Source organism: Marinagarivorans sp., from assembly GCF_982758155.1.
Window position 1 is genome coordinate 1 of sequence record NZ_CEXWTU010000169.1, and the last position, 11,110, is coordinate 11,110.

At 45.9% G+C, this 11,110-nt stretch carries 5 protein-coding genes and 1 pseudogene; 5 read left to right on the top strand and 1 reads right to left on the bottom strand.

Features of this window, described 5'->3' with window-relative positions; genetic code table 11:
- Positions 1–114 precede the first annotated feature (114 nt).
- Positions 115–2,890 (bottom strand): annotated as a pseudogene (locus AC3A8L_RS15550) (methyl-accepting chemotaxis protein).
- A 500-nt stretch (positions 2,891–3,390) separates the two neighbouring features.
- Here AC3A8L_RS15550 and AC3A8L_RS15555 point away from each other — a divergent pair.
- The 5 genes from AC3A8L_RS15555 to AC3A8L_RS15575 all read left to right on the top strand — a co-directional run bounded on the left by AC3A8L_RS15555 (position 3,391) and on the right by AC3A8L_RS15575 (position 11,030).
- Positions 3,391–5,214, top strand: coding sequence for a glycoside hydrolase family 6 protein (locus tag AC3A8L_RS15555; protein ID WP_487963188.1), 1,824 nt, complete (start codon positions 3,391–3,393; stop codon positions 5,212–5,214).
- 417 nt (positions 5,215–5,631) lie between these two features.
- Entirely contained in the window at positions 5,632–8,340 is a 2,709-nt protein-coding gene (locus tag AC3A8L_RS15560; protein ID WP_487963189.1) for a xanthine dehydrogenase family protein molybdopterin-binding subunit, read from the top strand.
- Positions 8,337–8,918, top strand: coding sequence for a (2Fe-2S)-binding protein (locus AC3A8L_RS15565; RefSeq protein ID WP_487963190.1), 582 nt, complete (start codon positions 8,337–8,339; stop codon positions 8,916–8,918). Before AC3A8L_RS15560 ends, AC3A8L_RS15565 begins: the two co-directional genes overlap by 4 nt.
- Positions 8,911–9,927 carry a hypothetical protein gene (locus AC3A8L_RS15570; protein ID WP_487963191.1) on the top strand — a complete coding sequence of 339 codons (1,017 nt, stop codon included), beginning with the start codon at positions 8,911–8,913 and terminating at the stop codon, positions 9,925–9,927. Before AC3A8L_RS15565 ends, AC3A8L_RS15570 begins: the two co-directional genes overlap by 8 nt.
- A gap of 593 nt (positions 9,928–10,520) precedes the next feature.
- Entirely contained in the window at positions 10,521–11,030 is a 510-nt protein-coding gene (locus AC3A8L_RS15575; RefSeq protein WP_487963192.1) for a hypothetical protein, read from the top strand.
- Positions 11,031–11,110: the final 80 nt, after the last annotated feature.

Here is an 11,110-nt window from a genome sequence, read left to right on the forward strand (position 1 = left end):
TTCGCCTCGTCAAGCAAGCACCCAAAAACCCAAATTCCAGCAACTTATTCAGTGCGCGCCCCTAACGAATTTAGTGCAAAGAGCTAACATTTATTTTTTGTACTTTTAACGTCGCTAAGCGGTGCGGAAAAAACTAATCAGTTTAATAAGTTCTTCTGCTTGGTCGGTCATGCTTTTGCTTGCGCTAGAGGCTTCTTCTACCATAGCGGCGTTTTGTTGCGTCATGGTATCCATTTGCATAATGGTCGTGTTCACTTGTTGAATGCCTTCTGCTTGTTCTTGCGCTGCGTTATTAATATCGGTAATTAAGTTGGATACGACGATTATCGATTCCACAATTTCGGTGAGTGTTTTGCCGGATTTATTGGCAAGCTCTGTACCATCGGCCACTTTTGTTACGCTATCGTTAATCAGGTTTTTAATTTCTTTGGCTGCGGTAGCGCTGCGCTAAGTTGCGTACATCGCCTGCGACTACAGCAAAGCCTCTGCCTTGTTCGCCGGCACGGGCGGCTTCTACTGCGGCGTTTAAGGCCAGTAAATTGGTCTGAAATGCGATTTCATCGATCACGCTAATAATGTCTGATATTTTCTTACTGGCCGACTCAATTTCAGACATGGCAGTAATAGTACTGGTAATGACGCTGCCGCCAAACTGGGCTTTTTTAGTTGCTTCTTGTGCTAGGTGGTTGGCGTCTTGGGAGTTACGTGCACTTTGTGTGACGGTGGATGTAAGTTCTTCTACACTGGCGGCGCTTTCTTCTAAGCTGGCGGCTTGTTCTTCGGTTCGCTGGCTTAAGTCAGCAGAGCCGCTTTGCACCTCTTGTGCCGATGTATTTACATGTTTTGCACGTTGCGTAATTTCCTTAAACATATCACTTAGGCGCGCAAGGGTAGAGTTCATCGCTTGTCGCAGTAAGTCAAATTCTCCTTTTAATGTTTGGTCTATGGTTTTCGTCAGGTCGCCCTCAGAGAGTGCAAGTAGCGATTCGCTAATTAGACTAACTGCTGTTTTTTGCGCAGTAATGTCGGTTGCGTACTTTACAACTTTCATTGGTTTCCCTTCGACGCTTAAAATGGGGTTGTAAGAAGCTTGAATCCAAATCTCTTGGTTATTATTACCTATGCGTTTAAATTCATCGGCAATGAATTTTCCTTGCCGCAAGGTTTCCCAGAATTGTGTATATTCGCTGCTTTCACGGTATGCCTTTTCGACAAACATTGAGTGATGCTTGCCTTGGATGTCGCCTAAATGGTAGCCCACGGTATTAAGGAAGTTCTCGTTGGCTGTGATAATAGTGCCATCTAAGTTGAATTCGATAACCGCTTGCGATTTTGAAATGGCCTCGAGTTGACCTGAGAAATCGGCACTCTTTATCTTTTCGGCAGTAATGTCAGTGGCGTATTTAACCACCTTAAAAGGAATGCCATTAAGATCCATTATCGGATTGTATGACGCCTGAATCCAAATTTCCTTTCCGTGCTTGCCAATACGTTTAAATTCGCCTGATACAAATTCTCCACGGTTCAGTTTTTGCCAAAAGCTTCGGTATTCGACACTTTTTTGTAATTGGCTATCGACAAACATTGAGTGGTGATTGCCTTTGATTTCTTCGCGGGAGTAGTTTGTTACCGCGAGAAAATTGTCATTAGCGCTTTGTATCGTGCCGTCCATAGAGAATTCAATAACCGCTTGTGATTTACTAATTGCGGATATTTGACCGGAAAAGTCAGCTTGCTGTAGTTTTACTTGCGTTACATCGCTAGCGTATTTGATAACTTTATAAGGTTTGCCTTTGGGGTCAAATGTTGGGTTGTAGGAGGCTAAAATCCAGACTTCTTTACCGCCTTTTCCTATGCGTTTGTATTCGGAGGATTGGGCTCTTCCCTGCTTTAAATCATCCCAGAATCGTCGGTATTCAATACTGTTACGTAGATCATCGGTAACAAACATTGAGTGATGCAGGCCTTGAACTTCTGGTAAGTTGTAGCCCATGGTGCTTAAGAAATTATCGTTCGCGGTGATGATTTTCCCTTCTAAGTCGAATTCGATAACCGCTTGGGTTTTACTAATGGCAGAAATCTGACTTGAAAAGTCGCTGCGTTCTATTTTTTGCTGGGTAATGTCGGATGCATACTTAACGACTTTAAATGGTTTTCCGTTGGAATCCATTATTGGGTTATAAGAGGCTTGAATCCAAATCTCTTTCCCCTCTTTGGTGCGGCGCATAAATTCATCGGCTTCAAATTGCCCACTGCCTAAGCGCTGCCAAAACTTTCGGTAGTCGTTAGATGCGGCGTAATCGTCGGCGACAAAAATACGGTGGTGCTTACCTTTCACCTCGTTAAGGGTGTAGCCCATGGCTGTTAAGAAGTTGTCGTTCGCTGTCAAAATGTTGCCGCTCATGTCGAACTCAATAACAGCAAGTGATTTATTGATGGCAGAAAGTTGTCCTTTGTAATCGGCGTCGAGGATTTTTTTTGCGGTAATGTCTGTCGCAAATTTAATAATTTTATACACGCGATTTTGGTTGTCGAATAGAGGGTTGTAAGTGGCTTGTATCCAAATTTCTTTACCGTGATTACCGATGCGCTTGAACTCGTTCTGAATAAATTCTCCGTTGTTTAGGCGCCTCCAAAACTGTTGGTAGGCATCGCTATTTTTTGTTTTTTCGTCGATAAACATCGAGTGATGATTACCTCGAATTTCATGGAGTGAGTAGCCTACAGCTTGTAAGAAGTTTTCATTGGCATCAATAATTTTCCCGTCGGGTTGAAACTCGATGGTCGCCAATGATTTGTCGATCGCTGTCATCTTGGCCGCCAAATCATAGTTGTGCGCGCTGGCTTCATTTTGAGCGGCGACGTTGGGCTTAAAGAAAAAACTGAGCATGAGGCATCCTTTTGCAAGCGAGTAGATAGCTATCTTTTAATAGTATAGGCGGGGCGCTTGCGGGTGCTGATTCTATTGTCCTCTGTTTATATTAATAAGGAATATTGACTTGGATCAATATGGCTATAGAAAATTCAGCGTTGATTAATTTGGCACGTTAAGTTTTTTTGCCGGCTTGATGTTTGGAGGATTTTTACTATGCCCTTGAGGGGGGCTATTCAAAAACATGTCGATTAGTCGTGCTTTTAGAACTTACTGAAGTAAACGTTTGGTTAATGTTTTGATAACTTGTGATCCCACTCCCAATTCCTGATTTTCCCGTATCCCTTTTTGTTGGTTTTCTGCTTAGGATTGTACGTCTCTGTGAATGGCCGGCGAATTCGGTATTTCGATATATTGTTTTCGGTTTGGTTTTTCATCCTGATTTCGCATGGCCCGCGGTTAAGGGCTTCTACAATAATAATTGTCTTTTTAAGGCATCTAAATCTTAGAGGATTTCCATGATACAAGGTCTTACGCAGTGGTCCGTCACATTAACGAAAGGGGTAGGTGCAAGCGCATTGGCTATGGCAATAGCCGGCTGTGTGGCTACCACTACTGAATCAAGTTCATCGGAGCAACAGCAAACGCAAAGCTCTACAGCTGTTATTACGTCATCGGCTAATACGACAAGCAGTACGCCTGTAACGGTTTCCAGTATGGCTACGGCATCATCTGCGCCTAGCTTTGCCGACGCAGATGTCGCGATTGTTGATCCAGCCAACTACGACGGCGGCATTCCATTAATCGCGGCCAAAGGTACTGCCGGCGTTGCATTGCAAACAACCGGTAACCCCTTTAAAGATGCTTACTTTTATCTAAGTCCTGATATCAAAACAATGATGGAGGATTCACTGGCGATTGTTGGTGAAACCGGCGCAATGGCCGATAAAGTGAAGTACATTCAGCATCAGCCTAGCGCTATCTGGATGGATTCAACCGCGACTATCGCGGGTAACCCAGAAGCGGGCCGTCGCTCACTCATTCAGCACCTTGATGCCGCAGTAGCGCAGCAGAAATTCTACGAACAAGAAGATGGCCGGATTTCACCGATGACCATCGTGATCATTGTGTATAACTTACCCGATCGTGATTGTGCGGCTTTTGCTTCTAACGGCAAACTGTACGAAGTGGGCAAGCCTCAAAAACCTGAGCCCAACGACGGCATGAACCGCTACCGCGACGAGTATATTGGTGCGATTACTTCGGCCTTTACCGCTAAGCCCGAATTCGCTAACTTGCGTATTGTGGCCATGCTAGAGCCGGATTCATATCCGAATATGACAACGAACACAATTTTGAACCCCGATGGCCCTGCACTTAAGTGGCCAGAATTAACGGCCGCCGATGGCGAAACGTACTGCGATACTTTGTTATCGAAGTACTCGTCACCGGGTCTAGAGTCTGGTTTGGGTGTTTATGGTCACGGTCTTCAAATCGCCATTGAAGAAATTGCCAAAGTTGATAACACCTACACTTACTTGGATATTGCTCACGCCGGTTGGTTGGGTTGGGATGGTAACCTAGAGCGCGGTGTCGAAGGCTTTATGAAGCTTATTCGAGGCGCCAATACAGATGGCATTAGTGGTTTCAGCAAGGTGCGTGGTTTTGCTTCAAACACCTCGGGTTATACCCCACTTGAAGAGCCTGCAATATCGAATGCCGATGGCGACAAAATGGATCTCTCTGACTTCTATGAGTGGAACTCGGCTGTTGATGAGTTGACCTATATCGATCGCTTTAGTGCTGCCGTAAAAGCGGCTGAGCCAGGCTTCGATGCAGGTTTTATTATTGATACTGCGCGTAATGGCTGGGGCCGCCCAGGTCGCCCAACACCAGGCAGTGGCACACGTGGAACCGATATTAGCGAGCGAGTAGATCAACGCGTACATCGCGGCCATTGGTGTAACGTCGATAAAGCCGGTGTTGGTGAAGTATCTAAAGCTGCACCTGATAGCTCGCGCCCGCACTTGGATGCCTTCTTCTGGATGAAGCCACCTGGCGAGGCCGATGGCATTTCGTTTGATGTAAAAGACTTCCCTGCAGACTCAGCGGCTTATAGAGCATTAGATGCCGTTGATAAAGCGATTGTGGATCAATCCAATGATATTGCTTACGTCGGTAAATCACTCGATACCATGTGTATTCCTGGCTCAATTCGTGACGGTGATAAGGCTACAGAGCCTATGCCATTTATGTCTCCACATGCGGGTGCTTGGTTTCACAAGCAGTTTGTTGAGTTAGTGAATAATGCTTACCCAGCATTGGGTGAGTCTGATTACTAAAATATAAGTTAGGGACGAGGCAATAATAGTTTATCCAATTAGGCGAAGAGATCGACTTTCTTATCGAGGCGCTTAAAGGGGCGCATGCCGGGGCATGTAACGCTTTGAGCAACGAAGGTAGGGGAGTCGATATCAAGTATTAGTGGATGAAATATTGTTTCCTCGCCCCTTAATTAAAAGTAGTAACGCTGGATTCTTTCCGGCTTTTAAAAGCGGCGCCTTCGGGTGCCGTTTTTTTTTGCCCGTTTTTTGTAAGTCCTGAAATGCGCATGTTTATTTTTTGTGAGTGTCTTTAATGTGGCGCTAAAAATATCTTTTTTTCGTAGTAACCTGCCCGACCTGAGCGGGTGCCATACCATTGCCGCAATGGATCTATTAGACTTCTGAGCAAAATCAGTAGCATCAGAGGGCACACTATTGTTAGTTAACAATAAGAATACGGTCGATCAGCATAAGCGACACTTTATAAAAACCTTAACCAGTGGCACTGCTTTAGGGCTAACGGTGACTAGTTTACCGGCCAGCTTAGCGGCCCAAGCCAATACGGTCGAGCCTTTGGGCGATGGTGAGCCTTATCAGCCCAAATGGGCGCCGCAGCCCGGTAAGGCGGTGCAGCGTATTGACGGTTTGGCGAAAGTCTTAGGGGAAAAATTGTATGCCAGGGATTTTCGCGCACGCGATTTCCCCGCTTGGCCCGATAAAGAATATATCGTGCATCCATTGCGCAGTGACCGCATAGATAGCGTAGTAACCGGTTATAGCTATAGCATGCTGCCCACAGCGTTACAGCCCATTGCGGTTGTCGATGCGGCTAAACTACAGGCCGATAACATGAGTTTAGGCGGTGGCATGAGTAAGCCATTTTTTACAGCCATTAATCAAATGCCCGATTATTACGGTCAGCCGGTGGCTTTATTAATTTTCAGTAGTTTTGATATTTACCGCAAAGCCTTAAAAATATTACAGTTTAATACCGACTGCATTAGTTACCGCTTTGTATCCGCCGCCCAGTCCGTCAGTGATTATGCGCCCAATTCAAATTACGTACGCGATGCTTCACAGGGGTTTAGTAAAGTCGCCAGTGATGACTACGCCACGCGATACCCATCCGTTGCCAATACGATTCGTAATAATATTGCATCGGCCGATGATTTAGGTTGGCAGTGTTTCCATCGCAAATTTAAAACCCAAGTGATGGATCCCATGTTTATGGAGCCCGAAGCCGGTTTGGCGTGGTACGACACCGCCAACAATAAATTACACCTATTACTCGGCACCCAATCGCCCACTGGGGATATAGAAGCCGCAGCCGATATTTTTAGCGCCGATAATTGTGCTTATCCATTAAACCCAGAGGATGCTGTAGAGCTTATTTCCTGTTACCCCGGCGGTGGTTTTGGTGGCCGGGATAAATCCTATTTCACGTTGTATTTAGCCATGGCAGCCCCTTACGCTAAAGGCGCTGTTTTACGTTGGTCACATACCCGCTTCGAGCAATTTCAAGTCGGCCTTAAACGCCACAAAACAGACTTTTGGGAAACCTTAGCGTTTGATAAAACTGGCACCATTCAAGCTTTGGAATGCGATTTTGTTATGAATGGCGGCGGCCGTAAAAACCTAAGCCCGTATGTTGCTCAGCTAGCGGCTTTAAGTAGTTTTGGTGCTTACGATATTCCCAAGGCAGTGGCAACGGCAAAAGCCACCAGCACCCAAGATATTCTAGGTGGCTCGCAGCGTGGCTTTGGTGGCCCGCAAGCGTTTATGGCCATAGAAACTTTATTGGACGAAGCGGCAAAATACTTTAAAAAAAGCCCCTTCGCCTTGCGCCGAAAAAACCTATTAACATCGAATAGTCAAACCATTACCGGTGCGCCAATAACACAAGACTTACAATTAACAGAAATGCTAAGCCAGTTGGAATCCCATGTTTTATGGCACGAGCGTAAAAAAGCGCAGCGTGAATATAAGCGCCAAGGTCTGCGCTATGGGGTAGGGCTGGCATTATCGAACGAGGCTTACGGCACCAGCGCTGATGGCATGTTTGGCGGCGTGCAATTAAACCGCGACGGCACGCTTACCGTACGCACGCCTTATATCGATATGGGTAATGGCGCTGCCACCGCATTAGGTTTGGCGCCAGCAAAATATTTAGGTTTAAACGCTACGCATATAAAAATGGGCGATGCCGCGTATTTTGATGCCTTGGGTTTAACCACCAGTGGCGATTCAACCCAGCCCAATTACGTTATCTTGGCCTCGGGTTCGTCTAGTGCTTGCTTGGGCGCGTTTTACCAATATCACGTTGTTGAGCAGGCGGGTTTAGCGTTTTTACTCGAGGCTGTTTTACCTGCGGTTATTCATCTTTTAGGGCGCGCATTAACGCACGAGGATTTAACGTGGCAAGAGGGATACTGCATTGTTGAAGGTAAATCGCCAATTGATTGGAGCGCGATTGTTGATGTGATTTTCGAAAAAGGCTTGCCGACCTATACGGCTGTGCATGCCTCTTTTGTTGGCCAGTTTTCGCTCGGCAATTTTGAATTCGCAGCATTAAAGCCAGCGGCTACCGGTTTAACCTTACCATTGGATTATATTGCCGTGGGTACCGATGAGTTTAATTTAAAACCTGTTGCGCGAGTAAATGTGGTTAATCCGCCAGCCAAGGCTTTTAATTACGGACGTAGTACCTACGCACCTTGCGCGGCATTGGTGGCGGTTACCGTAGACCCTACAACTGGCGAGGTAAAAGTACGCGACTGCATTAGTGTATTAAGTGCCGGTGTGCAGCATTGCCCCGAGCTTGTGAGTGGTCAATCGCAGGGCGGCATTGCAATGGCAATAGGCTACACCCTGTTAGAGGATTGTCCCATTAGCGCCGATGGTCCCGGTAATGGTTTGTGGAATTTAAACCGTTACCATTTAGCCAAAATGGCCGATGTGCCTAAAGCGCAACAATTAATTGTACTGCCGCCTGGCCAGGGCGAAAACACCGCACGCGGTATTGCTGAGGCGGTAATGTGCCCCATTCCACCTGCCATTTTAAATGCTTTAGCCATGGCAATAGATGGCCACCGGTTTACGCAGTTACCGGTTAAAAATACGCATATTCTGGAGGCTTTAGCATGAGCATAAAAAACACAGTCGTTCAGTTTTACGTGAATGGTAAAGTCGCCACCGCGCAAGCCGACGATGCCGATATGGCATTGGTTGATTATTTACATGAACGAAAAAATTTAACCGGCACTAAATTTTGTTGCGGTATTGGTGTGTGTCGCGCATGTACGGTGGGTGTGCGCAATCAACAATATGCCCCGTTAGAAAAAACCTTATCTTGCTCAACGCCCCTAAGTGCCATTAATGGCATGCATGTGTATACGGTAGAATCGCTGGCGGACCAACATCAATTGGCGCCCCTGCAAGAAGCCTTTTTAAAGCATTTTTCTTTTCAGTGTGGTTACTGCACATCAGGGTTTTTAATGGCAGCAACGGCTTTGTTGGAGCACTTGGCGATTACGCGAATACAGGAGTCCGAGTTGGATGCGATAATAGAGCAGTGGGTTGGCGGCAATATTTGCCGGTGTACAGGTTATATTCGTTATATCGATGCCATTCGCGAAGTAGCTTTACCAGTAGTGCAGCGTTCAGCGACTTTACTGGATGCTCCATCACAAGCATTAGTGGCGACGGGGGCGGGTAATGAATAATTATTACCGGTTAATAAAGCGTGCGTTTTCATGGGTATTTATTTTAGTGCCGTTAGTATTGGCGGGCTGTACAAAATTAGATCCACAAAAGGCCGCTAGCGAGCCAGAAACTTTATTGCAATACGGCCAAATGTGCGCCGATTTAATTGGTGAAATACCGGCTTTTAATTGTAACGATGGCGAAATTGTACCGATTACGGTGAATGGCAAAATCCCTAAAGATTACAGCAATGTAACAACCTGCGATAAACCCGCCATGCTGCCCTATGCCGATGATACTTTTGGTCAATGTACGCCGTATTCAAGGGTGTTAGATTTATCGCGCGATCAGGTGCAAATATCGGCGTTTTGTCGCCGCGAATATTTACGCGAATCCCAAAGTCCGCTGTATGATGAGGTCGATATTATTTTACACAGCGTAGCCACGGGTGATACTTGCTGGTTTCATGCGGAATCGCCAGCAGGTGATAGCAGCGGTTTTGACTCTAGCCGCGTACCGCCACCCAACGAAAAAACACCACCACAAGGGCATATTAGTGCAGAACAATTTTGGTGGACGCCGCAAGCAACGGCGACAAAGGAGTGTGGTAGTTGCCACGATGCCGATCCCTTTATGTATAGCCCGTATATAGGCCAGGTTTGGCATAAAGTACCAACAGACCCTTGGGGTTTTTACAATAACCATGTTGGCTCGGCTTTTAATGCGTGGCCAAAACCTAAGGCCATAAGTACGCGTGATAATACGTGCAACGGTTGCCACCGCATTGGTAATTTAAACAGTTGCGATTTAGGTATTATTGCATCGGCAGCGGGGCGCATGCCGATTAAAGGCGCGAACGAACGCGGTAATAGTTACCCTTTAAATCACTGGATGCCTGTGGATAATTTTCATTCAGAGGCGTTTTGGAATACGGTTTATAGTGATTCTGTTGATGCATTATTATCGTGCTGTAGTGATCCGACTCAAGCCAAGTGTGAATTGACGCCGATAGAGGGGTTGGGGTTTTAGGTTTTTTTGGGGTGGTTGCGATGGGGCTGGCGTGGTTAGGTTATTTCTAGGCACGCTCAAGTCATCGGCAATTGCTACCGGCAGATGAAGGTCTTGAGCGATAAGGCGGTGCCGGCATGAACCTCTGGGGCACGCTGTGAATACGTCCATGTAAGCTCTGCATAAACATCCTGTTTATGACGGCCCCAGAGATTCATGCCGACACCTTTTTCTGCGCGTTTGATTATTGCTGGCACTGTGGTCTAGGGGTGGGATTGAAGTAAGTGCGTCACCGCGACGTGTTTTTCGGGGGTAGCTGAGTGGGCTGCAAGAATGATAATAAAATCAAGAGCTTGGATGATTTAATTTCGACGTGAGAAAATGTGTTTTGCGTCGTCTAGACGTTATATGCAGAGGGTTGGTTATATGGTTTGCGTATAAGCTTGACGGTGCGGGGGTTGCAGGGTAGATTTGGGTAAATCAAATAAAAATACCCCGTCGCTGCATATTGCGTCGCAGCGACGGGGATTAAAATGTTATAGGACTGGCAAGAAGCAGACATAATTTTTTATCCCACAAACAAACATCTAATATTTCTTGAGGATGATTTAAATATGCCTTTAACAAACATAACTGTTGCACAATCAATACTAGAAAGAATGCATAATCGTCGTAAGCGTGAATTCAATGCACTAAGATCGAGATTTACAATGTGCTACGCTGTATCCGTCAAAACCAGCGTTTGTTATGTTGGATATAACTTTAGTGAGCTAAAGAGGGATGTTCGTGCGACAGAATGTGCCGAAACTAGAGCTGCATACGTTGCGAAATCATATGGTGAGCAAGTATCGGATCTTGTGTTTTTTGCGATGAACGTAAATGGAGAAATGTTTAATGCCTGTCCGACCTGCCAGAAGTGGCTACTTCCAGACGCGAGAGGGTTTCTTAAAAATCAAAGTCAAACTTGGTGTATTAATACGCAACAGATTTGTTTTAGCTCGGGCGGAGTTTCCTATCCCGATTATCCACTAGAGGAATGGGAGTTGATTAATCTTTCCAAAGCTGGTGAGAAAGTGATTTCCGAAGAATCTCAGAAATACTTTTCTGCCGAACAAATGCAATAAATTAGGATATCTTTTGGGTGAAACCCTTATAAATCGGGTAAGAGCTGGTTTCTAGCCAGCTCTCCCCACACCACCCTGCA

What these genes read in the sequence shown, in the direction of transcription:
- AC3A8L_RS15565 (WP_487963190.1), top strand. Translation starts at nt 8,337, where the DNA reads ATGAGCATAAAAAACACAGTCGTTCAGTTTTACGTGAATGGTAAAGTC.
- AC3A8L_RS15555 (WP_487963188.1), top strand. Translation starts at nt 3,391, where the DNA reads ATGATACAAGGTCTTACGCAGTGGTCCGTCACATTAACGAAAGGGGTA.
- AC3A8L_RS15575 (WP_487963192.1), top strand. Translation starts at nt 10,521, where the DNA reads ATGCCTTTAACAAACATAACTGTTGCACAATCAATACTAGAAAGAATG.
- AC3A8L_RS15570 (WP_487963191.1), top strand. Translation starts at nt 8,911, where the DNA reads ATGAATAATTATTACCGGTTAATAAAGCGTGCGTTTTCATGGGTATTT.